Genomic DNA, 26,293 nt, shown 5'->3' on the forward strand with positions numbered 1-26,293 from the left:
TTCTGCTCGCCCACGAGCCAATTTCACAGATACAGTTGATGGCCTGTGAAGCGGCACAATCGGGTGTTTGCGGGGCCGTCCGGGTAACGCCGGCAAATCAGGCCGGGCACTCAGGCATTCAGGCAACCCGGCCAACCCGGCCAACTCAGCCAACTCAGCCAACTCAGCCAACTCAGCCAACTCAGGGCTCCGCGGCTGCGCCGATGCAATCCGCCAGCGCCCCCGCCACTGCCTGCCGGCTATGCCGTGGACGCTGCACGAGCCCGATTTCACGGTGAAACGTCGCGTCGCCTAGTTCGAGTGCGGTGACGTTGGCGGGCCACCTGCTGAGTCCCACCGTATTCGGTATCAGCGCCACGCCGATGCCGCGCGCGACCAGTTGCGCGATACCTTGCAACTCGTCCAGCTCGATCACGTCGTGCACATTCAGCCGCGCGCGCCGTAGAAAGCGGTCGACCAGCCTGCCGCCGAACGATCCGCGGTCATAGCGGATGAACGGTTCGCTTCTGAGCAGATCGCGCCAGGACCGCTTGTCACGCGCGAGCGCCTTGGGCACCAGCAGCACGAACGGCTCGGTGACGAGCGTGCGCCATTCCAGTTCAGACGGCAGCGCGAACGGCGGTTTGATAATGACGGCGAGATCGAGCTCGCCCGAGTCCACCTGCCCGAGCAAACCCAGCGACACGCCGGGCACGACGCGAATCCGCCAGCCGGGGCGGTCGTCGCGAAAGCGGGCCAGCGCGTCGGCGAGAAACGACACTTGCGCGGAGGCAATCGCACCCACCCGCAGCATCCCGCTTTCGGCCACTCCTGCGCCGCGTTCCGAGAGCCGGTTGTACAGCGTCATCATTTCTTCGGCGAGTGCGAGCGTTTCGCGGCCGGCGTCGTTGAGCGTGGCGGAACGGCCCGTGCGGTCGAACAGCGCGAAACCGAGTTCCTCTTCGAGCCGCTGCATCTGCGCGCTCACAGCGGATTGCGTCAGGCCGATGCGCGCGCCCGCGCCGGAAAACGTGCCGTACTGGCTGACGGCGATAAAGGTTCTGAGTTCGCTGAGCATGGTCGATTGATCGATTTTGGTGTTGGTCAGGTCAAATATATATCGTTTTCCACCATTTTTGGTCATGGTTAGAATTGGCCTCACGCGTGCGCCTTCATGGACTGCTTCATGGACCACTTCATGGACCAACGCGTGATTCCACTTTCCTCTCTGCGAGTTTTCCCATCATGAGCGTTGCCGAAACCGTTTTGCCGCCGTTCCATCTGGCGTTTCCTGTGCATAGCCTCGCCGCCGCACGCGAGTTCTATGGCGAGTTGCTCGGCTGTCCGGAAGGGCGCAGCTCACCGGAGTGGGTCGACTTCAACTTCTACGGCCATCAGATCGTCGCGCATCTCGCGCCGGAGGAGATCGGTCACCGGCAGACCAGCAAGGTCGACGGCGACGCGGTGCCGGTGCGCCACTTCGGCGCGGTGCTCTCGATGGCGCAATGGCAGGCGGCAGCGGACAAGCTGCAAAAGGCCGGCATCGACTTCATCATTGAACCGCATGTCCGCTTCAAGGGTGAGGTCGGCGAACAGGCGACGATGTTCTTCCTCGATCCGTCGGGTAACGCGCTGGAGTTCAAGGCGTTTGCGGATATGGCGTCGTTGTTTGCGAAGTAATGCGCGCGCCGCGATGTCGGCGAATTGGATTGCGAACCAGGTTGGCTAAATAAGCCGGCGGTTTCAAATAGGAAGGCCGGTCAACCTTGACAGTTGACCGGCCTTTTTGTTGTTCCAAACCGATGCGCCCGAAACCAGCGCGCCAGAAACAAAGCGTCGTCAACAAAACCGGCCCAAACAAAACCGCCTCAGCGATTCACCAACCGCGCCGGAATGAACACGAGAATGAGCACCGCGGATAAGGTCAGCGTGCACGCCGTCAGTACGAGCCCGGACGCCAGCGTATGCGTGTAGCCCTTGAGCCAGCCGATCACGGTCGGACTGATGAAGCCCGCCAGGTTGCCGGTGCAGTTGATCAGCGCGATCCCCGCCGCCGCGCCGCTTCCGCCGAGGAACGCGGTGGGCAGCGCCCAGAACATCGGCAACGCGGTGACCACGCCGGAGACGGCCAGTGTGAGCCCGATCATCGACAGCAGCGAACTGTCACCGTTGGCCGCGCACAGGCTGAAACCGCTCGCCGCCACCAACGCAGGCACGACGATATGCCAGCGCCGTTCGCGTGTGCGGTCCGCGTGGCGCCCCACCGTGATCATCGAAATCAGCGCCACCGAGTAGGGAATCATTGTCAGCAAGCCGATCACCAATGGATCGTCGATACCCGTGCCGCGAATGATGGTGGGCTGCCAGAAGCCGATCGCGTACGAGCCCATCACCACGCCGAACAGAACGAGGCACAACAGCCAGACGCGCGCCGAGCCGAACACCGCGCGCACCGAAGCATGTGTGCGCACCACGGCGTCGGCGTCGATTTCGTCCTGAATCAGGCGCTTTTCTTCGCTGCTGAGCCACTTCGCGTCAGCGACGCGGTCATCGAGGCAACGATAGATGACGAATCCGAGCACGATCGACGGCAGCGCCTCGACGATGAACAGCCACTGCCATCCTTCGAGGCCCCACGTGCCGTTGAACGCGTGCATCAGATAGCCGGACAGCGGGCCGCCTAGCAAACCGGAGACCGGAATGCCGGCCATCAGCAGCGCGGTCATCTTGCCGCGCCGGTGCGAGGGAAACCAGTAGGTGAGGTACAGGATCATGCCGGGAAAGAAACCCGCTTCGGCGACGCCGAGCAGAAAACGCACCACGTAGAACATTAAAGGGGTGTCCACCCAGGCGGTGACCATCGACAGCAGCGCCCACGTAATCATGATGCGGGCGATCCAGCGCCGCGCACCGAAGCGATGCAACAGCAGATTGCTCGGCACCTCGAACAGGAAGTAGCCGATGAAGAAGAAGCCGGCGCCGAGGCCGTAAGCCGCTTCGCTGAGATGCAGGCTGTTGAGCATCTGCAGCTTTGCGAAGCCGACGTTGACGCGATCCAGATAAGCGACCACGTAGCCGACAAACAGCAGCGGCATGAAGCGCCACGCGACACGCCGGAATAGTTGATCGGCCGGATTCGCATCGACCGTCGCAGGGTAGGACGTTTGGGTTAACAAGGCTTGTCTCCTGGCCCGCCGTGCTGGTTGTTTTGAAGGCTGGGGCGGGCGAACGATGTGAGAGTGTACGGGCAGGCAACCCGCGTTTCTATGGCTAGGCTGGGCTGGTCTCCTGAGGGTCGGCTGCGAGCGTTGAAGCGTCTTCGATTTCGAAGCCGACCTGCGTGAGTGCTTGTTGCAGTTCGTGCTGTTGTGCGTCGTCGAACTCGATCAGCGGCGGGCGCATCGTGGCCCATTGCGGATCGCCCGATTGCCACGCGATCGCGGCCTTCATCGCGGCGATGATCGGGTAGCGCTGGAATATCGCGCGCGTGTCGTTGAGCCGTTGCTGCTGATCGGCGGCGTCCGCCTCGCGCCATGTCTGCGCAAGACGCACGATTGCGGCCGCGTTGACGTTGCCGGTCGCCGTGATGCAACCGGCACCGCCGTTCTGCAGGGTCGGCAGCAGCAGCGTTTCAGTGCCGGCGATGACGTCAAAGCTGGAGCTCTGGAATTCCTTCAGCAGCGCAGCGGTGTGATTCCAGTCGCCGGAACTGTCCTTGATGCCGGCGATCACGCCCGGATAGCGCGTGAGCAAACGCTCGATCAATCCGAAGCTGATACCCACCTGAGCGACTGGCGGGATGTGATACAGATAGACGCGCAGGCGTGCATCGGCCACCGCTTCGATGACTTCGGCAAAGCCGCGAAACAGACCTTCATCGCTCACGCCTTTGTAGAAAAACGGCGGCAGCATCAGTACGCCGACGCACCCGCCGCTGACTGCATGGCGGGTGAGTTCGATCGCATCGGGCAGCGCGCATGCGCCCGTGCCCGGCATCATTCGCGCGGGCGGCAAGCCGGCGTCGAGCAAAGCGTCGAGTAACGCGCGCTTTTCGCTCACGGTCAGCGAGTTCGCTTCCGAGTTGGTGCCGAACACGGCCAGCCCCACGCCCTGGCGTAACAGCCAGCGGCAATGTTTGACGAAATGGGCGGGCGAGGGCGAGCGGTCGGCGTTGAACGGCGTGAGTACCGGCGACAGGACGCCGCGTAAGCCAGGCGTGGGCGTGCTCATGGGAATGTCTCCTTCGATGTTTATGTTGGTCGCGTCCTTGAATGCCCGGCAGGCCGGTGCGAGGCACTCAGGCGCCGAGGCAGTATTGCGTGACCGTGAACAGCGAAGAAGCGCGAGCCGCTTGCTTCAAACCTTAGTTATTTTTGTGTCTCGCCGGGCGTGGCGTTCAGTTCCTGCGCGGCCTTGAGAAACGCGTGGACGAGCCGCATGCGCGCCGACGAGCGCCCCCACAACAAACCGACCACGCGCTTCGGAAACGCATGCGGCAATGGCCATTTCGCGAGCGACAGCCCGGAGAAGCGCGTCATCAACCAGTCCGGCACCAGCGACACGCCGAGCCCGCGGTCCACCATCACCGCGATTGCGTCGAGCCCATCGAGCTCGCAGCGCTGATGCGGCTGGATACCGTGCTGCCGCAAATACCCATCGGCCAGTTGCCCGCCGACCACGTTGCGGTCGTAGCGCACGAACGGCTCGCGTTGCAGCACGACGTGCGGATCGTCTACCTGCATCGACGCGGGCGTCAGCAGCACCAGCGGTTCTTCACGAAACGTGTGCCAATCGCAGCTTTTCGGCAGATCGAAGAGCGGCTGCACCAGCATCGCCGCATCGAGATCGCCGCTCACCACCTTGCGATAGAGGTCGACCGAGTTGCCCGGCTCCAGGTAGATATCGATCTGTGGATGCCGCGCAAGCAGCCCGGCCAGTACGTCGGGAATCAGGCTCGTCATCATGGTGGGCGTGCCGCCCAGCCGCAGTTGACCTGCGAGCACCGATTCGTCGTTCAGGTCGGACTTCAGGTCGCGGATATCGTGCAGGACCGCGCGGGCGCGCTCCAGAATGCGCTCGCCGGCCTCGGTGGTCCCCACGGTGCGGCCCGAACGGCGCACCAGCTTCGCGCCGAGTTCCTGTTCGAGCATCTTCACGCGCTGCGCGACCGCCGCAGGCGTCAGATCGAGCCTGCGCGCGGCTTCAGCGATCGATCCGAGTTCGACCACGTAGACAAAGCTCTGCAGATAGCGCGAGTCCATCGAATAGAATTTTTATCTTTTGAAGAAGCCAAAGGATACTGTTTTTGACGCCTCGCGGCTATCACACTTTGATCTCACCGAACCCGCATCAGACGCGGACGGCCAGCAAACATGGAGGAGTGTGGAAATGCCTAAGATTGAATCGGTGTCGGTTTGCGCGGCGGTTGTGCCGCTCGATCGTGTGACCTCGTTTGCGACGCGCACGGTCTCGACGCGTCACTATGGTCTGGTGAAAGTGCGCTCGACCGATGGTGTGGAAGGGATCGGCTTCTGCTATGTCGGCAGTGCGGGAGGGGAGCTCATGCGCGTGGCCGTCGAGCAATTGCTGGCGCCCGTATTGATCGGCAAGGACTCGTATGCGGTCGAGGGCCTCTGGCAGGCGATGTATCAGGAGGCGTTACTGCAAGGCCGCGCCGGCACCGTGATGCGCGCAATCAGTATTCTCGATACGGCGCTGTGGGACCTGAATGCGCGCAGCCACAACGTGCCGCTGCACAAGTACCTCGGCGCGGTCGAACTCGATACCGTACCCGCGTATGCGAGCGGCGGCTATTACCTCGACGGTAAGTCCGCGGGCATGCTCGGTGAAGAAATGGCGAGCTACGTCGAGATGGGTTTCAAGGCTGTGAAGATGAAGGGCGGCCGCCTCTCGCCACGCGAAGAAGAAGCGCGCGTGCGCGCCGCACGCGAAGCGATCGGCCCGGATGTCGAGCTGATGATCGACATCAACAACGGCTGGACCGACACCACCCAGGCCTTGCAGCATCTGCGGCGGATCGAGCAATACGATCCCTACTTTGTGGAAGAGCCTTTTTCCCCTGACGATATCGACAACCACGCGCGCCTCGCCAAACTCACGCGCGTGCCGGTGGCGACGGGTGAAATCGGCTATGGCCGCTGGTATCACAAGGAGCTGCTCGACAAGGGCGGCGCGGCGATTCTGCAAACGGATGCGGTGGTGTGTGGCGGCATCAGCGAATGGCGGCGAATTGCGGCGACTGCCGCGAGCTACGGCGTGGTGATGTGCCCGCACTGGTTCCATGACGTGCATGCGCCGTTGGTTGCGGCCACACCTAATGCTCGCTATGTCGAGTACTTCTGGAACGATCAGGTGCTCAATTTTCGTCGCCTGATCGATCGCCAACTCGACCACAAGAACGGGCGCATCGTGCTGCATCAGACGCCGGGCCTCGGCTTCGACTTCGACGAGCGTGAGGTCGCGAAGTACGGCAAGTGGACGGTGATCGCCTAGGCGCGAGTCGAACGTAAGGTATTTGCATGACTCAAATCTGCGCGTAAGGTATTAGCATTGCGCAATAAATTATAAAGGTGTGTCTCGCGTTACTTTGGCGAGGCATACCTTTAATTGCCCCCTTAAAATCGCCTATCTACACTTCATCAAACGTTTGCGTCTCCCGAGGCAGCGGGTGTTTGAAGTGTAGCCAATCCTTACATTAGCCTTCCTGACAATTTAGCCATTTTCGCGCCATGCAGGCGTTGGTGCTACCGATCTAGCATACGATCTGATTCACCGGGAGAGGCGCGGGTATTATCCCCGGCAACATGTCTTCATGTTCGCCGGCTTCGGCATTTCGAATGCTGAAATAGCGCGACCTTCCAGTCACGGCGGTTCATTTCCTTATCGGCATTCTCTCGGGCGCGTTTCATGTGGATCGTCAACGTTGCGCTTAAGCGGCCATACACGTTCATCGTGATGGCCATTCTGATCTTGCTGGCGACGCCATTCGTGCTGTTGACCACGCCGGTCGACGTGCTGCCGGAAATCAATATTCCGGTGGTCAGCATCATCTGGAATTACACGGGCTTGTCGGCCGAAGACATGGCCAACCGCATCACGTCCGTCAACGAGCGCAGTCTGACCACCACCGTCAACGACATCGAGCACATCGAATCACAGTCGCTGGCGGGCATCACGATCCTCAAGGTGTTCCTGCAGCCGAACGCGAACATCCAGACCGCGATTGCGCAGACGGTGGCCGTCGAGCAGGCACAGCTCAAGCAGATGCCGCCGGGCGCGACGCCGCCCTTGGTGATCAGTTACTCGGCTTCCAGCATCCCGGTGATCCAGCTCGGCTTGTCGAGCCCGAAGCTCTCCGAGCAGGCGCTCAACGACACTGCGCTGAACTTCCTGCGCCCGCAACTGGTGACGATTCCGGGCGCGGCCGTGCCGTATCCGTACGGCGGCAAATCGCGGCTGATCTCGGTCGACCTCGACACGCGCGCGTTGCTCGCCAAAGGCCTGACGCCTTCGGATGTGGTCAACGCGTTCAATGCGCAAAACCTGATTCTGCCAACCGGCACGGCCAAGATCGGGCCGAAGGAATACACGATCAATATGAACGGCTCGCCCGCTACGGTGGAAGGGCTCAACGACATTCCGGTGCGCACGCTCAATGGCGCGACGACCTATCTGCGTGAAGTGGCTCACGTGCGCGACGGCTTCTCTCCGCAGACCAATATCGTGCGGCAGGACGGACACCGAGGTGTGTTGATATCGGTGCTGAAGAACGGCAGTGCGTCGACGCTCTCGATCGTCAATACGCTGCAAGGCCTGCTGCCGAGCGCGCGCGCCGCGTTGCCGCCGGACCTGAACATCACGGCCTTGTTCGATCAGTCTGTGTTCGTGAAAGCGGCGGTGCAGGGTGTGGTGCGTGAGGCGCTGGTCGCCGCCGCGTTGACCGCTGCGATGATTCTGCTGTTCCTCGGCAATTGGCGCAGCACCTGCATCATCGCGATTTCGATTCCGCTGTCGATTCTGTCCTCGCTGATCGCACTGCACGCGCTCGGGCAAACCATCAACATCATGACGCTGGGCGGCCTTGCACTGGCGGTCGGGATTCTGGTCGACGATGCGACGGTGACGATCGAGAATATCGAACGGCATTTGCATATGGGCACGAATCTGCACGATGCGATTCTCGACGGCGCCGGCGAAATTGCGATCCCGGCACTCGTCTCGACGTTATGTATTTGTATCGTGTTCGTGCCGATGTTCTTCCTGACCGGCGTCGCGCGTTATCTGTTCGTGCCGCTCGCCGAAGCGGTGGTGTTCGCAATGCTCGCCTCGTACATCCTGTCGCGTACGCTGGTGCCGACTATGGCGATGCTGTTGATGGGCCACGCGCACAAGCCCAAAGCCGGTGCCAGGCCGAATCTGTTCATGCGGCTCTATCATCGCTTCGACGCCGGTTTCGAGCGCATGCGTGCCGCGTACATCATGATTCTCAGCAGCGTGCTGGTGCGCCGGGGGCGGTTCGGCACTTTGTTCCTCGGTTTCTGCGTCGTGTCGATGGGACTGGTTTTCGTGCTCGGCGAAGACTTCTTTCCGAGCGTCGACGCGGGCGACATTCGTCTCCACATGCGTGCGCCGACCGGCACGCGCATCGAGGAAACCGCGCGTCTCGCGGACCAGGTCGAGAACGTGATCCGCGAGGTCGTGCCGGCCGAGGAGCTCGGCACGATTCTCGATAACCTCGGCTTGCCGTATAGCGGTATCAATCTCTCGTATAGCAACGCGGGCACGATCGGCACGCTCGACGGCGAAATTCAGGTGGCCTTGAAAGAGGACCACAAGCCGACGCAGATCTATATGGACAAGCTGCGCGCGATCCTGCCGCAGCGCTTTCCGGGCGTCGAGTTCTTCTTTCAACCGGCCGACATCGTCACGCAGATTCTTAACTTCGGCCTGCCCGCCGCGGTTGACGTGCAGATTTCCGGCGCGGATCAACAGGGCAACTTCGACGTTGCGCGCAAGCTGCTGAAACAGGTGCGGATGATTCCCGGCACCGTCGATACCCACATCCAGCAGAAGCTGGACGAGCCGGCGATCAATCTTCAGATGGATCGCACCCGGCTGCAACAACTCAATCTGAGCGCGAGCAATGTGGCGCAAAATGTGCTCATTTCCCTGTCAGGTAGTTCGCAAACTTCGCCGGGTTTCTGGTTCAACAACAAGAACGGCGTCGAATACAGCGTTGCGGTGCAAACGCCGCAGTATCAGGTGTCGTCGATCGATGAATTGTTGCGCACGCCTGTCTCGGGCTCGGCCAACGGTCCGACGCAACTGCTCGGCAACCTCGTGCGGGTCTCGCCGCAGAATCAGTTCGCGGAAGTCACGCACTACAACATCAGGCCGGTGATCGACCTGTACGTGAGCGTTGAAAAGCGTGACTTGGGCAGCGTGGCCGCTCAGGTCGACAAACTGGTGAACTACGCGCGGGCCTCGCTGCCGCGCGGTAGTCAGATCATCTTGCGCGGGCAGGTGCAGACCATGCGCAGTTCGTTCTTCGGTCTCGGGATCGGCGTGGCGATGGCGATCGTGCTGGTGTACCTGCTGATCGTGGTGAATTTCCAGTCGTGGGTCGATCCGCTGATCATCATCAGCGCCTTGCCCGCGGCGCTGGCAGGCATCATGTGGATGCTGTTCCTGACCGGTACGCATTTGAGCGTGCCCGCCTTGACCGGCGCGATCATGACGATGGGTGTCGCCACCGCCAACAGTATTTTGATGGTGTCGTTCGCGCGCCAGCGGCTCTCTGCCGGTGCACCGCCGCTCACCGCCGCGCTCGAAGCCGGTGCAAGCCGGATCAGGCCGGTGCTGATGACCGCGTTCGCGATGATCATCGGCATGATTCCGATGGCGCTCGGTCTCGGCGAGGGTGCCGAGCAGAACGCGCCGCTTGGCCGCGCGGTGATCGGTGGATTGTTGTTCGCCACCGTGTCTACGCTGTTCTTCGTGCCACTGGTGTTCGCGGGCATTCATACCCGGCTCGCGCGGAGCCACCGCGACGATGACGACGCAGACACGACGGGCGGCCACGGCAACGACAGCCCTGCGCCGGACCACGGCGGCGAAGGCAAACCCGCGTAACATTAAATGTAAATGACGGCTGACTGAGATGGCTGACTGAGATGACCGAAAAAACTCATGCATCGCTGGCGATTCCCTCGCGAGAGACCGAAGGCGGCCACGCCTTGCCGCCGCGTAGTCGCGAATGGAAACGCGCCAAAATCGCCATCTGGATCGTGCTCGCGCTGCTCGCCGTGGGCGCATTGCGCACGGTGATCGCGGATGTTCTGCAAAGCCGCTCGGTTGCTGAAACGACGAAGCAGAACGCCACGCAGTATGTGAACGTGGTGAGTCCGACGCAAACGGACGGCGGCGGCAACACCTTGTTGCCGGGGACCTTGCGCGGTTTTGTCGAATCGCCGATTTACGCGCGCTCCACGGGTTATCTGCTGCACTGGTATGCCGATATCGGCACACGCGTGAAGCAGGGGCAACTGCTCGCCGATCTGGATACGCCGGAAATCGATCAGGAACTCGCGCAGGCATTGGCGCAGCGTGAGCAAAGCAGTTCGAGTCTCGGCCTCGCCAAAAGCTCGATGGAACGCTGGCAGCAGTTGCGTCAACGCGATGCGGTCTCACAGCAGGAGCTCGACGAACGGCAGAGCACCTACACGCAGGACGTCGCCAACCTCGCCGCCGCCGATGCCAATGTGAAACGCCTGCAGCAACTCGAATCGTTCAAGCGTATCGTCGCGCCGTTTTCGGGCGTGGTCACGCAGCGCAACGTCGATGTCGGCGACCTGATCGACGCGGGCAGCGGCACGAGCCGCGCGCTGTTCGCACTGGCGCAATCGGATCCGCTGCGGGTCTATGTGCAACTGCCGCAGGCGTACGCGCAAAACGTGTCGGTCGGACAGAAAGTCGTGGTCACGCAGGCCGAATTGCCGGGTCAGCAGTTCCACGGCACGATCACGCACATCTCCGGCGCGATCGACGTGCCGACCCGCTCGCTGCAAATCGAAGTGACCTTGCCGAATCCTGACGACAAGCTGAGGCCCGGCGCGTATGTCCAGGTGGCCGTGCCGGCGGTTGCCCATGCGCAATTGATGGTGCCGGGCAATGCCTTGCTGTTTCGCGCCGAAGGGCCGCGGCTCGCGGTGGTCGATGCGAAGGGTAATGTGGCGTTGCGCAAAGTCGTGATCGCGCAGGACCTGGGGCAGTCGCTCGAAATCGAAAGCGGGATCGAGGCGAACGACAAGGTCATCATCAATCCGAGCGATTCGATCGCGGACGGCGATCATGTGCAGATCACGCAGCCGCAGAAGAACGGCAAGGGGGCGTCGTGATCGTGAAGCAGGCGGGCGCTTACCGGGCACTAACGACGCTAACTTCGCTAACGGCGCTTGCGGCCACCGCGAGCGCGGCCTTGCTGGCGGCGTGCACAGTCGGCCCGGATTATCAGCGGCCGCAAGCCGAGGTGCCGCCGACCTGGCAAACCGATTCGTACTGGCGCGTCGCGGAGCCTTCGCATGCGCCGATCTCGCTCGACTGGTGGAGCGCCTTCGGCGATCCGACACTCGCCACGCTGGAAACGCAGGCGCTCGCGCAGAATCAGACGCTGGTCGCGGCGAGCGCGCATTATGCGCAGGCCAAAGCTACGCTGGCGAACACCCGTGCGCAGCAGATTCCTGAAGTCGATCTGGCGGCAGCCGGGTCGCGCTTCAGAATTTCGCACGACCGCCCGCTGACCACTTACGCCACGCCGACGACGTCGACGGTACAGAACAACGTTCAGCTCGGCCCGACGATCAACTACGACACCGATCTATTCGGCCGGATACGTCGCGAGGTGGAGGGCGCCGCGGCCTCCGCGCAGCAATCGGCCGACGACCTTGCCAACGCACGGCTCGTCCTCACCACCGATCTCGCCACCGACTATTACTCGCTGCGTGAGCTCGACGCCGAGATCGACGTGCTGAATCAATCGGTGAAACTGCAGCAAAAGGCGCTCGATTACGTCACGACCGAGCACGATCTCGGCTCGGTGTCCGGGCTCGACGTGTTGCAGCAGAAGTCGCTACTCGATTCGACACGCGTGCAAGCACAACTTTTGCTGAATCAGCGCGCGCAGTTTGAACATGCGATCGCCGCGCTGGTAGGCGTGCCCGCGCCGCAGTTCGCGATCGAACCCAAAGTGCTAGACGTGCAGGTGCCGGCGATTCCGCTTGGTTTGCCGAGCGACGTATTGCAACGCCGCCCGGATATCGCATCGGCAGAGCGAGCGATGGCCGCGGCGAACGCGCAGATCGGCGTCGCCAAAGCGGCGTTCTTTCCGAGCCTGACGCTGACGCCGAGCATCGGCTGGGAAAGCACGCAGTTCGCCAGTCTGCTGAGTGCGCCGACGCTGATGTGGACGCTTGGCGCGGCGGTCGGTCAGGTGCTGTTCGACGGTGGCCGCCGTGCGGCGAACGTCCAGTTCGCGAGCGAAGGCTACAAGGTGACCGAGGCGAACTACCGCCAAACCGTGCTCACCGCGTTCCAGCAGGTGCAGGACGGCATCACCGGCCTTTCCGTGCTCGACGGCGCGTCGAAGCAATCGCACGAAGCGGTGACCGATGCGCAACATCTGCTGTCGCTCGCCAACGACCGCTATTCAGGCGGCCTGGTCGCGTACCTCGACGTCATCACCGCACAGCAGTCGCTGCTCACCAGCGAGCGTCAGGACGTACAGATCCACGGCCAGCAGATGACGCTGTCGGTTTCGTTGGTGAAGGCGCTGGGCGGCGGCTGGGATGCCGCCACGGACGTATCGGGCGCGCGCTCGCCTGGCAACACAGCGGACACGAAGGAGGCGATGGCTCCCGCGAAGTGAGCCGCCCGACAATGACATGGCCAGACAGGAAAGAGGAAAAAGAGGCGTTTCGTATAATGCAGATACAAGGGGACGCGCATGAAATTGCTGATCGTTGAAGACGAGCATAAGGTGGTGGATTACCTGCGCTCCGGTTTGACGGAGCAGGGCTGGGTCGTCGACGTCGCGCTCGACGGCGAGGAAGGCATGCATCTGGCCACCGAATTCGATTACGACGTGATCGTCCTCGACGTCATGCTGCCCAAACGCGACGGCTTCAGCGTGCTGAAGGCGCTGCGCATGCGCAAGTCGACCCCGGTCATCATGCTGACCGCCCGCGATCACGTGAACGACCGCGTGCGCGGTCTGCGCGAAGGCGCCGACGACTACCTCACCAAACCGTTTTCCTTTCTCGAGCTGGTCGAGCGGCTGCACGCACTGGCGCGTCGCACGCGTTCGCAGGAGTCGACACTGATTTCCGTGGGCGATCTGTTCGTCGATCTGATCGGCCGGCGCGCTACCCGCGACGGTGTACGCCTCGATCTGACCGCCAAGGAATTCCAGTTGCTCAGCGTGCTGGCGCGCCGCCAGGGCGACATTCTCTCGAAGACCGCCATTACCGAACTCGTGTGGGACGTCAACTTCGACAGCCATACGAACGTGGTCGAAACCGCGATCAAACGATTGCGCGCCAAGCTCGACGGCCCGTTTCCCTCGAAGCTGCTGCACACCGTGCGGGGCATGGGCTACGTGCTCGAAGTACGTGAAGAGGCAGAACAATCATGAACCGTTCTATCGCGCGCCGCCTCGCGTCGATGTTCGCGCTTGTGGCGCTGTTCGTGTTCACGCTGGTCGGCACAGGGCTCTTTGCGGTGTTGCGCACGCAACTCCAGCATCACTTGCGCGAGTCGCTCGACGATCGCACGGAGATCGCGCGCATCATCGTCTATCACGCGGTGACGCCGGAAAAGTGGCGCATGGCGCGCGAAAAGCTCACCGACATGACACCGCGCGACGGCAGCACTGTGTACTCGGTGTCGAGCACCGATCCCTATTTCCACTATGGCAAGCCCGTTGAGGGACCGGTGGTGTCGAGCTGGGCGGGCGGCTACGCGACCGTTTCGCCGGTCGGCGGCGGCTCGGACATGCTGACTGTCACGGTGACGGTCCCGGCTAATGGCGCCCGCCCACCCGTGCAATTGCAGGTCGCCGCCAGCTGTTCGCCAAACCTCCGCACGATGCGCGTGTTCGGTTCGGCGCTCGCCGCGCTGTCAGCGTTGGGTAGTCTCGCGGTGCTGCTGCTGAGTTATTCGGTCACGCGGCTGGGTCTTGCGCCGTTGACGCGCCTCACACGAGATGCTTCCGCTGTGAGCCCGAATAACCGCTCACAGCGTCTGAATACGGCCTCGCTGCCGCTCGAATTGAACGATCTGGCCAACTCGTTCAACGGCGCACTCGAACGTCTGGACGGCGCATACGGCCGCCTCGAGTCGTTCAATGCGGATGTGGCTCACGAACTGCGTACGCCGGTGACGATTCTGATCGGCCAGACGGAAGTGGCGTTGACACGCAACCGCTCGGTCGACGATCTGCGCCATACGCTGCAATCGAATCTCGAAGAGTTCGAACGCATGCGCGCGATCATCAACGACATGCTGTTCCTCGCCCGCGCCGACCAGGGCGAACGCGCAACGGGTCTCGTCGAAGTGTCGCTGGCTGCGGAAGTCGCACATACGCTGGAGTTTCTGGAGATTCCGCTTGAAGAAGCGCGCGTGCATGCGCAGTTGCGCGGCGATGCGGTGGCGCGGGTGAATCGCTCGCTGTTCGGCCGTGCCTGCACAAATCTGGTGATGAACGCGATCCAGCACTGTGCGCCCGGCGCGGCGATTACGGTGACGATCTCGAATGCAGCGGATCAGTTGCGCGTAGCGGTGGCCAACCCGGGCGAGCCGATCGAGCCCGGCGTGCTTGAACACCTGTTCGACCGGTTCTATCGTGCGGAAGTGTCCCGCACCAATAGCCGCGAAAACCACGGGCTGGGTCTTGCGATCGTGAAGGCCATTGCGGAAATGCATCGCGGTACGGTGTCGGCGGAAAGCGCGAACGGGATCAACACGTTTGCTTTTTCGATTGCGGCGTCGAGTGTGGAAACCAGCTTGCCGGCGGCACGCGCGAATGTCGGTGTCCCTGCGGAAGCAGCGGGTTAATCGTCGCTGGTAAACGGCAAATCGGCCTGAACCGGTAGACGCTGCTTCACCGGTTGTGCGTTGGCCGGCGTCAACGCGCTCACGCGCACGCCCAGCAGCCGTAGCTTGCGGTTCAATTCCACTCGTCTCAGGCATTCGGTTGCCGCGCGCCGGATCTCGGTGGCGTCGGCAGTCGGTTCATCGAGAGTCAGGTCGCGCGTGACCGTACGGAAGTCGTCATAGCGCAGCTTGATGCCCACGGTGCGGCCCACATATCCCTTGCGCACCAGGTCTTCCGCGACCCGCACGCACAAGCCGGTAAACGAGCTCGACAGGGCCGGGCGATCATGACGCGGATGCAGATCGCGTTCGAAGGTCGTCTCACGGCTCATCGACTTGGGCTCCGATTCGACCACGACCGGTCGCTCATCGTAGCCTTGCGCGACCTGCATGAGCCACGCCGAGTAGCTGCGCCCGAAGTGGTCCTGCAACAAGCCCGCGTCCGCCGCCGCCAGATCGCCGACCGTGACGAGACCGAGCGCGGTGAGCTTTTCCGCGGCCTTTGGCCCGATTCCATTGACCTTGCGCACCGGCAGCGGCCACACGCGCAAGGGCACATCCTCGGGCGTCAGAATCGTGAGGCCGTCGGGCTTGTCGAGTTCTGAGCCGATTTTCGCCAGCAGCTTGTTCGGTGCCACGCAAATGGAGCAGGTGAGGCCGGTCGCCTGATTGACGGCCTGCTTGATGCGCGCGGCGATCTCGCGCGGCTCGCCCGGCAACTCGGTGAGGTCGATATAGATTTCGTCGATGCCGCGGTCTTCGATCCGGTCCGTGAAGGCGGCAACCGCCGCTTTGAACAGGCGCGAGTAGTGTCGATACGATTCGAAATCGGTGGGCAGCAAAATCGCGTCCGGCGCGAGCACGGCGGCCTTCATCATGCCCATCGCGGAGAACACGCCGAGCGCGCGGGCTTCGTAGGTGGAGGTGGTCACCACGCCGCGGCCCGCGTAATCGCGCAGCTTCGCATAGCGGCGGCTGCCGTCTTCAAGCGTTTGCGGCACGCCATTGCGGCCGCCGCCGATCACCACCGCCTTGCCGCGCAGTTCGGGATAGCGCAAAAGCTCAACGGACGCGTAGAACGCGTCCATGTCCAGATGCGCGATGCGGCGGCTTGCAGAACTCATGGATGGCGGATGGGGTGACGGCGCGGGCAGCGAGCATAACAGGCGATGAGCTTGCTGTTGCCCTGTCTGATGGCTTGCTGTGTCGGGCGTCAGGACGTGCGAGCCATGATGCGCTGCACGCCGGACGCCAAACCGTAATACTACCTTGCTCCGCCGGGGCAAGGTGCTGGGCTTCCGGACCGCATGCCGATCCTGGATCGGATCAGCGATGGGTCCGGCAAGGTGCCTGGAACCGGTAGCTCACACCGATCTGCGCCACCGGGTACAGCTTGTAGCGCTCGACCGCCGGCACGAAGTCGTCGCCGATCTTGTCGTTGCCTTGGGCGTTCGGCACCGCGTGGGCCATCAGTTCGTCGTCGTTGATCAGCGCGCCGGCAACCGCCTGCCGTGAGCGGCAGGGAACCCGCTATTATTGCTTGATGCCTTCAGCCTGAATATGCAGCGTGGTCTGCATCTTGAAGCCATAGGTCTTGCCGAAGTCGATGCCGAAATCGTCGCGATTGAACGTCGCGGTCGATTCGGTGCCGCACACTTCACGCTTGAGCATCGGGTTCATGATGCACTTGAACGATTCGATCTTCAGGTTGACCGGCTTGGTCACGCCATGCATGGTCAACGTGCCGATCACTTCTACCGGCTTGTCGCCTTCGAAGCGGATCTGCGTGCCCTTGTAGGTCGCGCTCGGGTACTTGGCGGCGTCGAAGAACTTGTCCGTGACCAGTTCCGCGTCGAGCTTGTCGTTACCGATGTCCACCGAGTTCATATCGATCGTCACGTCTACCGTGCCGGTCTTCGCCGCGCGATCCAGCACCACAGTGCCGCTGCTCTTCTTGAACTTGCCGCGCCAGATCGACAGTCCGCCGAAGTGGTCGGTTTCGAAGCTCGGGGAGGTGTGCATCGGATCAAGCTGATACGTATCCGCGGCCATGGCGTTGAACGACATGGCTGCGGCCAGCGCGCCGGCGGCGAGCAAAAGTTGCTTCTTCAAGTGATTCTCCAGGTTTAAGAAATTGCTGCGACGCTTCGGTGTTTTCAGTTACTTCTTCGAAGCGACGATGTGAAATTTGATGACGACTTCGTCCGCGACAACCGACGTGTCTTTCCATTCGCCCGTACCGACATCGAACTGCGAACGTTTGATCGGCAATGCGCCGTCGAAGGTTTGTGTGTTGCCCTGGCTGGCGATGGTGACCGGCACCACAACAGTCTGCGATTTACCTTTGATGGTGAGCTTGCCGGTGATCTTGTACTGATTGCCACCGGCCGGCGCGATCGCGCTCGAGACAAACGTAGCGGCCGGATAAGTCGCGCTATCGAACCATTCCTTGCCTTGAGCCTGCTTGTTGTAGTCGTCCGCGCCGAGGTCGTAGCTGCCGGTGTCGATCGACACGCTGGCGCTGCCGGCGGTCGGCTTGGCCGGGTCGAAATTCAGCTGTGCCGAGAACTTCCTGAATTTGCCGTCCACCGGCACGTTCATCTGTTTCGTCGTGGCAATGACGCTGCTTTTGCTCGTGTCGACATCGGCGTGGGCAAGGCCTGTGCCGAAGAAAGAGAAGGCGGCGACACCGGCCAGAATGGAGTGGTAAAAGTTTGATTTCATAGTGGTACGCATCCTATCGAACCCACGCGCGCGGATTGCACACCGTCGGGAATTAGATTGCCAACAGGCTGTAGCCAATCGCCTGCTACACGCTTGTTACTCACGTGTTACGCATGTGTTATTTGAGGAACGGAATCATCCGCGCGAGTAATCCGTCGCGGTCGGCGAATTGATGCTTGCCGCGTGCGGTATGTCGCGGGTGAATGCGGATGGTAGGGCTGCCGCCGGAAACTGAATAGACGGGGAGAAGAGAACGGATTGTTCTAGCCGTGGCGCTAATGTGAATGGAATAAACGCGCGCGGCGGCTCGAGTAGTGTGGCACACAACTTGCAACCGAATCTCGGCTGCATCCCTGTCATGGGTTATGCTGCGTTCCCATACCGCGCTCGCGCACAATCAGAATCCAGGACCTGCTTGGTGAATTCCGTCTTCCTATCTTGGGGTATCGCCATCGCCGCTACGGCCGGCGTCATCACCCGCCCATTCAAATGGCCCGAGGCTGTGTGGGCCGTCGCGGGCGCGTTATTGCTCGTGTCGCTGGGCCTGCTTCCCGTCGATCTCGCAATCGAGGCGGTTGGCAAAGGCACGGACGTCTACCTCTTCCTGTTCGGCATGATGCTGCTATCGGAAGTCGGGCGCCGCGAAGGTCTGTTCGACTGGGTCGCCGTATTCGCGGTCAACCACGCCAAAGGTTCACCGAGAAAGCTCTTTCTGCTGGTCTATCTGGTCGGCGTAGTCATTACTGCCTTCCTTTCCAATGACGCCACCGCGGTTGTCCTCACGCCAGCCGTATTTGCCGCCGCTAAAAAAGCGAAGACGCATCCGCTGCCCTTGCTCTTCGTCTGCGCGTTCATTGCGAATGCCGCGAGCTTCGTGTTGCCGATCTCTAACCCGGCCAACATCGTCCTGTACGGCAATCACACGCCCGCCCTCGGCGCCTGGCTGATGCGCTTCACGCTGCCTTCGCTGCTGTCGATCGTTGCGACCTATGTGCTGTTGCGCTGGACCCAGCGCGAAGCGCTCGCCGGCACCTGCGAGGCCGATCTCGAGCCGCTCGAGTTGTCGTCGAGCGGGCGCGTTGCGCTCGCGGGCATCGCTGTGACGGCCATCGTGTTACTGACGGTTTCGGCCTTTGATGTTCCCCTTGGCCTGCCTACCGCGATACTCGGTGCGCTGACCGCAGTGGTCGTGCTGATCCAGGAGCGCAAATCGCCGCTGCCAATGATCAAGGAGATATCGTGGAGCGTGCTGCCGCTGGTCGCTGCGTTGTTCGTGCTGGTCGAAATGCTCGATCACACCGGCGTCATCAAGACATTCGTCAATCTGCTGCAAGACGCGACGCAACACAGCGAACTCGCGACGGCCGGCTGGGCGGGCAGCATCATCGCGATCGGCAGCAATCTGATGAATAACCTGCCGGCGGGGTTGATCGCCAGTTCGACCGTGATGCAGGCACATAGTCCGGAGCGTGTGATCGACGCACTCCTGATTGGCGTCGATCTCGGTCCGAACCTGTCGATCACCGGCTCGCTCGCAACCATCCTCTGGCTCAACGCAATTCGCCGGGAGGGCGAGGACGTGAGCTTCATGAAGTTTCTGAAAGTAGGCGTAGTGGTAATGCTGCCGGCCCTCGCGCTGGCGCTGGCCGCGCGGATCCTGATTTCCTGATGGGTTGAGCGCAACAGGCGGCGGCCGCTTTGACGCCGCCGCGTGCTATTTGCGCCCGTTCGGCGATTGCCGCTGATCTCCAGTGCGATGGCGGTCAGCAGCGTCTTCGCGCTTCTCCGTCACCGCCTGCGTCATGGCTGGGTGCCCGTCGAACGCATGGGTGGCTTGGCCGCCAGCGCTTGCGCGGACTGCTCGAGTGTGCGCAGCGCGGCGTCGAGCCGTGCGAGGCGAGCACGCTGGATCGGCATCAGCGATGTTTTAGGAAGCATGCTCAGCCGATTGCGCCAATACGACAGCGGAATGCGATCGTTGGCGGAAATCAGGCCGAATACGATTTCGAAATGGGCAATCTCTTTGTCTATGTCGTGATAGCTCATCTAATCTTCCTGAAGAAAAGGCGGATGAACCACGCAGACGGGACGCCATTTGTTGGACAGATATGTCTAACTAATGGACACGCCTGACGTTGATACAGATTCCCAGCAAGTGCCGTACCGCACTCCGAGATGCTGAGTTGACATCTGGCTTTCAAACGCCCGTATTTATCTGATGATTCGGCGCTGTCCAGTCAAGGGATGTCTCTGGAGGAGGCAGGTCTGATCAACCGCTTTGGTGCCCCGTTTTGGCGCCCCGCCTTGGCGCCCTTAACGTGGCACTACCATGACCGGCTGCGCGTAGGTGACGGTCGGGGCGGGCACAATTGCGTAGCCGGTAGGCGCGGGCACCACGGCTGTCGTGGATAGGGCGACGGTTTTTGCAACCGGCGGCACGGGCGTTCCGACAGCGACAGCGACAGCGACGGCAACGGGAACCGGAGCCGGCGGGGGCGCCACCACGTAAACCGGCTTGACCGGCGCGTAGTAATAGACTGGGCGTGGCGGCGGCGCGTAGACCACGGCAGCGGGCATATAGACGACCACCCGGCCGAACGCCGTCGACGAACAGGCGAGACCGATGGCGGTGAAGGTAGAGGCGCAGACGAGACGAATACTCGCTTGATACTCCTGAGGCGTTTTGAATGGCGCGGCGCGTCTTCCGGTGGAGATGCAGCGCGGCTGGTTCGGATTGCTTGAGAGATCGCCCGAACCGTTAAGGCGCTTGAGGTGCTCGAGGTGCTCGAGGTGCTGGTAGCGCCGGCAGACGAAAGATACGCAAACCGCATTTGAAACGGCAGCGCGAACTTATTTCATTTAATGTCGCCCGAAAGCGGGCGAGGAGATGAGCATGCGGGCATAGAGAGCGCATGCTGTGTTGCGACAACAGCGCGGGTGCATGCCTTGCCGCGCGCCACGACAACCATGACATATGGCGACATGATTCTGAAATTGCCTTCCAGCGGCGCTTCCTCAAGAATTCGGCCTGTCATCGAACGGATCGCGGCGATTTGCAGGCGACGCACGATGGCTCAAGCGAAGGAGTCAGTCATGAAAAAGTTGATCGCCGTTGTGCTGCTGTGCTGCGCATCCACCGTCACGTTTGCCCAAACGGCCGCGCCGCAGGGTGGCAATCCCCAGCGCATGGAACGCATGGCGCAGCAGTTGCAAACGCGCTTTTCGAATGCCAACACCACGCACGACGGCAAGCTCACCAAGGAACAGGCCGCCGCGGGCATGCCGATGGTCGCCAAGCATTTCGATGAAATCGACACGCAGAAAGCGGGCTACATCACGTTGCCGCAGATCGCCGCATTCATGCAGGAACGCGGGGCAGCGCACTGAGCCGCGCGGGCATCGGCGGGATCGTACGACCATTGACGCCCCGACGCGCGATGAAACCTGCCTCGTAATGCTGATCGCGCTGTCCGCGAAGAACGCGATTCTGATCGTCGAATTCGCGCGGCATGCACCGCCCGACGCTTAAACCGAGGAGCTTTCATATGGATCGCCCCGCCAAAATCATCGTACTCGACGACGAAGCCGAACTGCGCAACATGCTGCAGCGCTTCCTGCGCGGCCACGGCTTCGACGTGCGGATCGCGGAGGACGGCAAACGGCTCGACCGTTATCTGGAGCGCGAGCCGTTTGATCTGCTGGTGCTCGATCTGATGATCGGCGAAGAAGACGGCCTCGAAATCTGCGCCCGCTTGCGCTCGCAAGGGCAGACGCTGCCGATCCTGATGCTGACCGCCAAGGGCGATCCGCTCGACAAGGTGGCCGGCCTCGAAACCGGCGCTGACGACTACCTCGCCAAACCGTTCCTGCCGCGTGAACTGGTGGCACGGATCAACGCACTGCTGCGCCGCCAGAAGATCGCCTCGGGCGATGTCACCGTGACCTCGCAGAGCGTGCGCTTCGGCGATTTCAGTCTCGACGTCGGCAAGCAGCAGCTGTCGCGTGCTGGAGAACTGCTGGAGCTTCATTCGGCGCAGATGCTGCTGCTGGTCGCGCTGGCTTCTTCGCCGAACCGGCCCGTGAGTCGTGACAATCTGCTGGCGCGCGCCCGTGGGCGTGAGCACGATGCGCTCGATCGCAGCATCGACGTGCAGGTGCTGCGCCTCAGGCAGATCGTCGAGGACGACCCGTCGAAGCCGCGCTTCATCAAAACCGTGTGGGGCGTCGGCTACATGCTGATCGCGGACGTCGACTCATGACGCGCGCGTGGCTCCAGAGGGCGCTGCCGAAAACGCTGTTGGCGCGCAATATCGCCCTGCTGATCGTGCTGGTGATGCTGAGTCAGGTCTGTGCGCTTGCGGTGTTGCTGCACTATGTGCAGCGGCCCCGCGTCGAACGGGCGGGCGCGGTGTTCGCTACCTATGTGACGACGCTCGATAACCTGCTTCGGGCTACACCGCCGGGCGCGCGCGCCGAATTGACCGCTCGCCTCGACGCTCGCGCGCAACTGCCCGCAGAAGCGGCCGTTGACCCGCCCCCAAGTCTGATGCGCGCCTATCGCACGTATCAGCGCGACGTGTTTCTCGACAGCTTGCGCGAGCATCTGCCTGCCGACATGCCCGCGCGTTGGCAGTCAGAAGGCGGCCAACGGTTGTGGATTCGCATGCATGCGCCGGCCGATGCGCCGCACACGCCGTACTGGATCGCGCTGCCGATTCCGGAGGACGCGCAAGGTGCCGGACTCGACGCCGCGATCCTGCTGTCGCTCGGTTTGGGCGCACTGGCGGCGCTGACCGGCTACGTGATCCAGCGCCACCTCAACCAGCCGCTCCAGCAGCTGACGCGGGCGGCGCGCCGCGTGAGTGCCGGCGAGACGCCTGCGCCGCTGCCGACCGACGGTCCTACTGAGATCGCTGCGGTAAGCAGCGCATTCAATCAGATGACGCATGCGTTGCAGCAAGCCGAGGCGACGCGCGCTTTGATGCTGGCGGGCATCTCACACGACATCCGCACGCCGCTCACCAAACTGCGTCTCTCGATGGCCATGGCGATGCCGGCGGGCAGCGACAGCAGCTTTGTGGTCGCCGCCGAGTCTTACCTGGACCAGATCGAGACGATCTTGCAGCAGTTCATGGATTACGCGGGCAGCGGCGAGCGTGAAGCGGCCGAACCCGGCGATCTCAATGCATTGGTCGAACGGCTTGCCGGCGATTTCGCGGGGTTAGGGCACGAATTCGCGCTGTCGCTCGCGGTTTTGCCCGCGGTTGCATATCGGCCGATCAGCATGATGCGGCTCCTGATGAACCTCATGCAGAACGCGATCGTATACGGCGGCACCGGGCTCGCCGTGCGGAGCTGGGCCACCGGCGAAGCCGTGTATGTCGCGGTCGGCGATCGCGGCAAGGGGCTTTCGGCAGAGGAGTTGGAGCAGCTCAAAGCGCCGTTTCAGCGTGGTCGCAATGCTCGCGCGCATAGCGGGGGGACTGGGCTGGGGCTTGCGATTGTCGAGCGGATTGCGCGGCTGCACGGCGGCAGCCTGCAGTTTCATGCGCGCGAGGGTGGTGGGCTGGAGGTGTGGGTGGTGTTGCCGCTGGCGGCGCCGCTCATTCCCTATCCAGCCACGCGTCCAGTCCCACCCGGAACGCCACGCCCGCGATAACCGGCATGGTCAGCATGAGAATGATGCCGAAGTTGGGAACCTCGTCGCCGTAAGTGATCGGACCGTAGAGCACGACGGTCGCAACGATCGCGAAGACCACGACGCCGACCGCAACCATCAGAAGATTGCGCGACACAATGGACAGATCCTTGCGCTTTGCCTTACCCGGCTTGCTGCTGGCAGTGGGGACTTCGTCGTGTTGGGCGGGCATGATGGTTCTCGTGGCTGGAAGAGGTGCCGCGTAAAACGCGGCTGCAAATGCAACTTCGAAACGCAATGACAAAACGCAGCGACAAACGGCAGCGACAAAGTGCGGCGGTGAATCGAACGCTGACGTCGCACGATCACATCATACCTGGGGTCGTCCGTGCCGCACACATCAAGCCGCACCGGCCAGTAATCCCGCGGCAACGATCACCTGCTTGCCCCAGGCGACACCGTGAAGCGCCACAGCGTGTAGCTCAGATACGTCGCACCTGCGCGCAGAGAGGGAGTTGACTGCTTCGGTCGGTGTTCATCGTAGACATTATGACGTCTTGATGTCCTGATGTCCTGATGTCTTGAGGTCAAGGCGCGATTTCGGGGTTGGTATGAGGCGAGCAGCAAAGTGGGGGGCGATTGAATAGCAAGCCTTTGATTGCTCCCTGGAGTCGTCGTTTCCCCCTAGTCGAGATGGACTAAGTGCGATCGAACCGGCGATGTTAACCTCGCTTTGCACCGAAAAAGGCGATCCCGGTTGCTCGATACGCCGGTTTTCTGCCAACGGGGCAATACGGACAATTGCGTGTCCATCGATTCAATCCGGTTTATTTCGTCATGCAAAGTAATCGGGAAGTGTGTCGAGTCGATCGGATCGGGAAAACACAATTAAAAGGGAAGGTAATGTCAAAACGCACCTGGATGCGCACACTTTTCGCTGCTATTTCTGCTGCCTTGGTTGGCGTTATCGTCGCCGCGTGCGGCTCGTCGTCCTCGTCACTCAATGTGACCGGGCAGCAGCAGATCCGGCACGTCTTCGTCATCACACTCGAAAACGAAAACTACGCGACCACCTTCGGCGCGAACAGCAAGGCCCCGTATCTGTCGCAGACGCTGGCTTCGCAAGGCGCGCTGGTGCAGCAGTACTACGGTACCGGCCACGTGAGCCTCGACAACTACATCTCGATGATCAGCGGCCAGGCGCCGACGCCGGAAACGGATAACGATTGCCCGATCTACCAGGATTTCACGCTCACCGGCATGACGCCGGACGGTCAGGCGATTGGCTCGGGCTGCGTGTATCCCGCCAGCATCAAGACGCTGCCGGACCAGCTGAAGGCTGCCGGCTACACCTGGAAGGGCTATGAAGACGACATGGGCAACGACCCGACGCGCGAAGCCGCCACATGCGGCCACCCGACGCTGAACACGACCGACCTGACACAGGTGGGGGAAGCGCCGAGCGCGGCCGTGCCGCTGGGCGACCAGTACGCGACGCGTCACAACCCGTTCATGTACTTCCACTCGATCATCGATTCGTCGGACTGCGGCCAGCACGTCGTGAATCTGAACACGCTCACAACCGATCTGCAATCGATCTCGACCACCGCCAACTTCAACCTGATCACGCCGAACCTGTGCGACGACGGTCACGATTCGCCGTGCGTGAACGGCCAGCCGGGCGGACTGACGAGCGCGAACACGTTCCTGCAGAAGTGGGTGCCGATTATCACGGCCTCGCCGGCGTTCCAGAAGGACGGGCTGTTGATTATCAACTTCGACGAAAGCAGTTACGCGACAGTGAGCCAGCCCTCGGCGGGCCAAACGCAACTGACCTTTGCGGGTACAACTTGCTGCAGCCAGCAGCCGGGTCCGAATCTGCCGGCGTTCCCGCAGACTTCGTCGCTGTCGTACAAGGGCACGACGATCAACCTGACCAAGCAGAGCTTTGGCGGCGACCAGACCGGGGCGGTGATGATCTCGAAGTTCATCAAACCGGGCACGGTGTCGACGGTGCAGTACAACCACTACTCGATGCTCAAGAGCATTGAGGACATCTTCCAGTTGGACCATCTCGGCTACGCGGGGCAGGCCGGTCTGGTCGGGTTCGGCAACGACATCTTCACGAACCTGTAAGCCGATGACGGTTTCCTCAATGCGATTCGCGGTGCTCGCCGCGCTGGCGAGCGCCGTGCTGCTACCGATGGCGGCAGCCGGCGCGCCGGCCGACGCGAAGCCCGTCTATAGCGACGCCGCGGCGCTCGGCAAGCTGATGTTCTTCGATGCGTCGTTGTCGGCGTCGGGCAAGATGTCGTGCGCGAGCTGTCATAGCCCGTCACACGCGTACGGGCCGCCCAACGGGCTGGCCGCGCAGTTGGGCGGGCCCGACATGCGCTCGCAAGGCACGCGCGCTGTGCCAAGCCTGCGCTACGTGCTGAACCGCACACCGATGTGGAGTCATGCGCAGGCGGCCAGTATGTCCGAACGCCTGAGCGAGACGGACAACGCGCCGGTGGGCGGTTTCGGTTGGGACGGGCGCTTCAACCGTCTGCACGATCAGGCGAGTTTCCCACTGCTCAATCCGAACGAGATGGCTAACAAGGATCCGGCGGCAGTACTCGCGAAACTGGAGCACGCACCTTACGCGGCGCGTTTCAAGGAAGTGTTCGGCCAGAACATCTTCACCGATCCCAACAAGGCGTTCACGCAGGCGATGTACGCCATCGAGCGCTTCGAACTCGAAGACCCGAGTTTTCATCCGTACACCAGCAAGTTCGACTACTA

General features: G+C 62.1%; 25 protein-coding genes. 13 read left to right on the plus strand and 12 right to left on the minus strand.

Going from position 1 to position 26,293, the window contains the following annotated elements; all coding sequences use genetic code 11:
* Positions 1-181 precede the first annotated feature (181 nt).
* Positions 182-1,057 carry a LysR family transcriptional regulator gene (locus HHL24_RS28300; protein ID WP_169488650.1) on the minus strand — a complete coding sequence of 292 codons (876 nt, stop codon included), beginning with the start codon at positions 1,055-1,057 and terminating at the stop codon, positions 182-184.
* Positions 1,058-1,224: 167 nt separating this feature from the next.
* Between HHL24_RS28300 and HHL24_RS28305 the strand changes: the two genes are divergently transcribed.
* Entirely contained in the window at positions 1,225-1,659 is a 435-nt protein-coding gene (locus HHL24_RS28305; protein WP_169488651.1) for a VOC family protein, read from the plus strand.
* A 188-nt stretch (positions 1,660-1,847) separates the two neighbouring features.
* Here the strand turns inward: HHL24_RS28305 and HHL24_RS28310 are convergent, their stop codons facing one another.
* The 3 genes from HHL24_RS28310 to HHL24_RS28320 all read right to left on the minus strand — a co-directional run bounded on the left by HHL24_RS28310 (position 1,848) and on the right by HHL24_RS28320 (position 5,240).
* On the minus strand, positions 1,848-3,155 hold the full coding sequence (locus HHL24_RS28310) for an MFS transporter (RefSeq protein WP_230417600.1): 1,308 nt from the start codon (positions 3,153-3,155) through the stop codon (positions 1,848-1,850).
* Between the two features lie 94 nt (positions 3,156-3,249).
* Positions 3,250-4,209 (minus strand): dihydrodipicolinate synthase family protein, encoded by a 960-nt coding sequence (locus HHL24_RS28315; RefSeq protein ID WP_169488652.1) that lies wholly within the window; start codon positions 4,207-4,209, stop codon positions 3,250-3,252.
* 137 nt (positions 4,210-4,346) lie between these two features.
* Positions 4,347-5,240, minus strand: coding sequence for a LysR family transcriptional regulator (locus HHL24_RS28320; RefSeq protein WP_169488653.1), 894 nt, complete (start codon positions 5,238-5,240; stop codon positions 4,347-4,349).
* A 127-nt stretch (positions 5,241-5,367) separates the two neighbouring features.
* On the opposite strand from HHL24_RS28320, the gene HHL24_RS28325 reads away from it, so the two are divergent.
* From HHL24_RS28325 to HHL24_RS28350, 6 genes are all read left to right on the plus strand, one after another.
* On the plus strand, positions 5,368-6,492 hold the full coding sequence (locus HHL24_RS28325; protein ID WP_169488654.1) for a mandelate racemase/muconate lactonizing enzyme family protein: 1,125 nt from the start codon (positions 5,368-5,370) through the stop codon (positions 6,490-6,492).
* Between the two features lie 414 nt (positions 6,493-6,906).
* A complete protein-coding gene (locus HHL24_RS28330; RefSeq protein WP_169488655.1) occupies positions 6,907-10,131 on the plus strand; it encodes an efflux RND transporter permease subunit in 3,225 nt (1,074 codons plus the stop codon).
* 41 nt (positions 10,132-10,172) lie between these two features.
* Complete coding sequence (locus HHL24_RS28335) at positions 10,173-11,396, plus strand: efflux RND transporter periplasmic adaptor subunit (protein ID WP_169488656.1); 1,224 nt, start codon at positions 10,173-10,175, stop codon at positions 11,394-11,396.
* 2 nt (positions 11,397-11,398) lie between these two features.
* A complete protein-coding gene (locus HHL24_RS28340) occupies positions 11,399-12,922 on the plus strand; it encodes an efflux transporter outer membrane subunit (protein ID WP_169488673.1) in 1,524 nt (507 codons plus the stop codon).
* Between the two features lie 78 nt (positions 12,923-13,000).
* A complete protein-coding gene (locus HHL24_RS28345; RefSeq protein ID WP_007176723.1) occupies positions 13,001-13,687 on the plus strand; it encodes a heavy metal response regulator transcription factor in 687 nt (228 codons plus the stop codon).
* The gene (locus HHL24_RS28350; protein WP_169488657.1) at positions 13,684-15,108 is read left to right on the plus strand and encodes a heavy metal sensor histidine kinase; all 1,425 of its coding nucleotides are present in this window, start codon (positions 13,684-13,686) and stop codon (positions 15,106-15,108) included. The genes HHL24_RS28345 and HHL24_RS28350 overlap by 4 nt, the downstream gene beginning before the upstream one ends.
* On the opposite strand, the gene dinB is transcribed toward HHL24_RS28350, so the two are convergent.
* The 4 genes from dinB to HHL24_RS28365 all read right to left on the minus strand — a co-directional run bounded on the left by dinB (position 15,105) and on the right by HHL24_RS28365 (position 17,871).
* Positions 15,105-16,271 (minus strand): DNA polymerase IV, encoded by a 1,167-nt coding sequence (gene dinB / locus HHL24_RS28355; RefSeq protein ID WP_169488658.1) that lies wholly within the window; start codon positions 16,269-16,271, stop codon positions 15,105-15,107. The genes HHL24_RS28350 and dinB overlap by 4 nt on opposite strands.
* A gap of 202 nt (positions 16,272-16,473) precedes the next feature.
* Positions 16,474-16,605, minus strand: coding sequence for a hypothetical protein (locus tag HHL24_RS44650; RefSeq protein WP_268966748.1), 132 nt, complete (start codon positions 16,603-16,605; stop codon positions 16,474-16,476).
* 75 nt (positions 16,606-16,680) lie between these two features.
* Positions 16,681-17,259 (minus strand): YceI family protein, encoded by a 579-nt coding sequence (locus HHL24_RS28360; protein ID WP_169488659.1) that lies wholly within the window; start codon positions 17,257-17,259, stop codon positions 16,681-16,683.
* Positions 17,260-17,307: 48 nt separating this feature from the next.
* Entirely contained in the window at positions 17,308-17,871 is a 564-nt protein-coding gene (locus tag HHL24_RS28365; RefSeq protein WP_169488660.1) for a YceI family protein, read from the minus strand.
* A gap of 418 nt (positions 17,872-18,289) precedes the next feature.
* On the opposite strand from HHL24_RS28365, the gene HHL24_RS28370 reads away from it, so the two are divergent.
* Complete coding sequence (locus tag HHL24_RS28370; RefSeq protein WP_169488661.1) at positions 18,290-19,540, plus strand: arsenic transporter; 1,251 nt, start codon at positions 18,290-18,292, stop codon at positions 19,538-19,540.
* Positions 19,541-19,671: 131 nt separating this feature from the next.
* On the opposite strand, the gene HHL24_RS28375 is transcribed toward HHL24_RS28370, so the two are convergent.
* The 3 genes from HHL24_RS28375 to HHL24_RS28385 form a co-directional block, all read right to left on the minus strand.
* Positions 19,672-19,917: a hypothetical protein gene (locus HHL24_RS28375; protein WP_169488662.1), complete on the minus strand. Its 246-nt coding sequence runs from the start codon at positions 19,915-19,917 to the stop codon at positions 19,672-19,674.
* A 267-nt stretch (positions 19,918-20,184) separates the two neighbouring features.
* Positions 20,185-20,448, minus strand: a complete 264-nt coding sequence (locus HHL24_RS28380) for a hypothetical protein (RefSeq protein WP_230417601.1) — start codon at positions 20,446-20,448, stop codon at positions 20,185-20,187.
* A gap of 278 nt (positions 20,449-20,726) precedes the next feature.
* On the minus strand, positions 20,727-20,939 hold the full coding sequence (locus HHL24_RS28385) for a hypothetical protein (RefSeq protein ID WP_169488663.1): 213 nt from the start codon (positions 20,937-20,939) through the stop codon (positions 20,727-20,729).
* 25 nt (positions 20,940-20,964) lie between these two features.
* Here HHL24_RS28385 and HHL24_RS28390 point away from each other — a divergent pair, with 25 nt between their 5' ends.
* The 3 genes from HHL24_RS28390 (at position 20,965) to HHL24_RS28400 (ending at position 23,530) form a co-directional block, all read left to right on the plus strand.
* Positions 20,965-21,258, plus strand: coding sequence for an EF-hand domain-containing protein (locus tag HHL24_RS28390; RefSeq protein ID WP_169488664.1), 294 nt, complete (start codon positions 20,965-20,967; stop codon positions 21,256-21,258).
* A gap of 158 nt (positions 21,259-21,416) precedes the next feature.
* The gene (locus tag HHL24_RS28395; protein WP_169488665.1) at positions 21,417-22,130 is read left to right on the plus strand and encodes a response regulator; all 714 of its coding nucleotides are present in this window, start codon (positions 21,417-21,419) and stop codon (positions 22,128-22,130) included.
* The gene (locus tag HHL24_RS28400; protein WP_169488666.1) at positions 22,127-23,530 is read left to right on the plus strand and encodes an ATP-binding protein; all 1,404 of its coding nucleotides are present in this window, start codon (positions 22,127-22,129) and stop codon (positions 23,528-23,530) included. The genes HHL24_RS28395 and HHL24_RS28400 overlap by 4 nt, the downstream gene beginning before the upstream one ends.
* On the opposite strand, the gene HHL24_RS28405 is transcribed toward HHL24_RS28400, so the two are convergent.
* Positions 23,475-23,741, minus strand: coding sequence for a hypothetical protein (locus HHL24_RS28405; RefSeq protein ID WP_169488667.1), 267 nt, complete (start codon positions 23,739-23,741; stop codon positions 23,475-23,477). The two genes, HHL24_RS28400 and HHL24_RS28405, sit on opposite strands and share 56 nt — an antisense overlap.
* A gap of 671 nt (positions 23,742-24,412) precedes the next feature.
* Here HHL24_RS28405 and HHL24_RS28410 point away from each other — a divergent pair.
* Both HHL24_RS28410 and HHL24_RS28415 read left to right on the plus strand, forming a co-directional pair.
* A complete protein-coding gene (locus HHL24_RS28410; RefSeq protein ID WP_230417602.1) occupies positions 24,413-25,645 on the plus strand; it encodes an alkaline phosphatase family protein in 1,233 nt (410 codons plus the stop codon).
* 4 nt (positions 25,646-25,649) lie between these two features.
* On the plus strand, positions 25,650-26,293 hold a 644-nt coding region (locus HHL24_RS28415; protein WP_407947531.1), incomplete at its 3' end, for a cytochrome-c peroxidase.

The sequence above is a fragment of the Paraburkholderia polaris genome (assembly GCF_012927345.1).
Classification (GTDB): domain Bacteria; phylum Pseudomonadota; class Gammaproteobacteria; order Burkholderiales; family Burkholderiaceae; genus Paraburkholderia; species Paraburkholderia polaris.

Coding starts and splice junctions, on each gene's coding strand:
- HHL24_RS28305 (WP_169488651.1), top strand. CDS start 1,225: ATGAGCGTTGCCGAAACCGTTTTGCCGCCGTTCCATCTGGCGTTTCCT.
- HHL24_RS28315 (WP_169488652.1), bottom strand. CDS start 4,209: ATGAGCACGCCCACGCCTGGCTTACGCGGCGTCCTGTCGCCGGTACTC.
- HHL24_RS28345 (WP_007176723.1), top strand. CDS start 13,001: ATGAAATTGCTGATCGTTGAAGACGAGCATAAGGTGGTGGATTACCTG.
- HHL24_RS28330 (WP_169488655.1), top strand. CDS start 6,907: ATGTGGATCGTCAACGTTGCGCTTAAGCGGCCATACACGTTCATCGTG.
- HHL24_RS28390 (WP_169488664.1), top strand. CDS start 20,965: ATGAAAAAGTTGATCGCCGTTGTGCTGCTGTGCTGCGCATCCACCGTC.
- HHL24_RS28325 (WP_169488654.1), top strand. CDS start 5,368: ATGCCTAAGATTGAATCGGTGTCGGTTTGCGCGGCGGTTGTGCCGCTC.
- HHL24_RS28320 (WP_169488653.1), bottom strand. CDS start 5,240: ATGGACTCGCGCTATCTGCAGAGCTTTGTCTACGTGGTCGAACTCGGA.
- HHL24_RS28410 (WP_230417602.1), top strand. CDS start 24,413: ATGTCAAAACGCACCTGGATGCGCACACTTTTCGCTGCTATTTCTGCT.
- HHL24_RS28335 (WP_169488656.1), top strand. CDS start 10,173: ATGACCGAAAAAACTCATGCATCGCTGGCGATTCCCTCGCGAGAGACC.
- HHL24_RS28380 (WP_230417601.1), bottom strand. CDS start 20,448: ATGCCCGCTGCCGTGGTCTACGCGCCGCCGCCACGCCCAGTCTATTAC.
- HHL24_RS28375 (WP_169488662.1), bottom strand. CDS start 19,917: ATGAGCTATCACGACATAGACAAAGAGATTGCCCATTTCGAAATCGTA.
- HHL24_RS28350 (WP_169488657.1), top strand. CDS start 13,684: ATGAACCGTTCTATCGCGCGCCGCCTCGCGTCGATGTTCGCGCTTGTG.
- HHL24_RS28400 (WP_169488666.1), top strand. CDS start 22,127: ATGACGCGCGCGTGGCTCCAGAGGGCGCTGCCGAAAACGCTGTTGGCG.
- HHL24_RS28395 (WP_169488665.1), top strand. CDS start 21,417: ATGGATCGCCCCGCCAAAATCATCGTACTCGACGACGAAGCCGAACTG.
- dinB (WP_169488658.1), bottom strand. CDS start 16,271: ATGAGTTCTGCAAGCCGCCGCATCGCGCATCTGGACATGGACGCGTTC.
- HHL24_RS28405 (WP_169488667.1), bottom strand. CDS start 23,741: ATGCCCGCCCAACACGACGAAGTCCCCACTGCCAGCAGCAAGCCGGGT.
- HHL24_RS28365 (WP_169488660.1), bottom strand. CDS start 17,871: ATGAAATCAAACTTTTACCACTCCATTCTGGCCGGTGTCGCCGCCTTC.
- HHL24_RS28300 (WP_169488650.1), bottom strand. CDS start 1,057: ATGCTCAGCGAACTCAGAACCTTTATCGCCGTCAGCCAGTACGGCACG.